Raw genomic sequence first — 619 nt, 5'->3', positions numbered from 1 at the left:
GGCCGGCCCGGCGGACACCTGTCCGGCGCCGGTGAGCCCACGGTGGCCGGCCCGGCCGTGGACCTGCCGGGCGCCGGGGAACCGACCGTCACCCCGGACGGCGCCACCCGCGGCGACACCTGCCACCTGGACGTCGTCGACCGCTGGGGCAACATGGTCAGCGCCACGCCCAGCGGCGGCTGGCTCCAGTCCAACCCGGTCGTGCCCGAGCTGGGCTTCCCGCTCGGCACCCGCCTCCAGATGACCTGGCTGGAGCCCGGCCTGCCGTCCACCCTCACCCCCGGACGCCGCCCGCGCACCACGCTCACCCCGTCCCTGGCGCTGCGCGGCGGGGAGCCGGTGCTCGCCTTCGGCACCCCCGGCGGCGACCAGCAGGACCAGTGGCAGACGCACTTCTTCCTCGCCGTCGCCCTGCGCCCACCGGTGCGCGGCGGCCTCGACCTCCAGGGCGCCGTCGACGCGCCCAACTGGCACACCGACAGCTTCCCCGGCTCGTTCCACCCCCGCGGCATGCGGCCGGGCAGCGTCACCGTCGAGTCCCGGATCGGCGCCGACGTCATCGACGGGCTGCGCCGCCGCGGGCACCGGGTGACGGTCGGACCGCCCTGGTCGGAGGGCA

The 619-nt window shown here is 77.5% G+C and carries 1 protein-coding gene; it reads left to right on the top strand.

Features of this window, described 5'->3' with window-relative positions; all coding sequences use genetic code 11:
- A partial coding sequence (locus ACYVE9_RS30025; RefSeq protein ID WP_461031012.1) for a gamma-glutamyltransferase occupies positions 1 to 619 on the top strand: 619 nt, incomplete at both ends.

The sequence above is a fragment of the Streptomyces sparsus genome (assembly GCF_054776295.1).
Note: the sequence above shows the minus strand (reverse complement) of the source record. Positions and strands in the feature narration are given on the sequence as shown.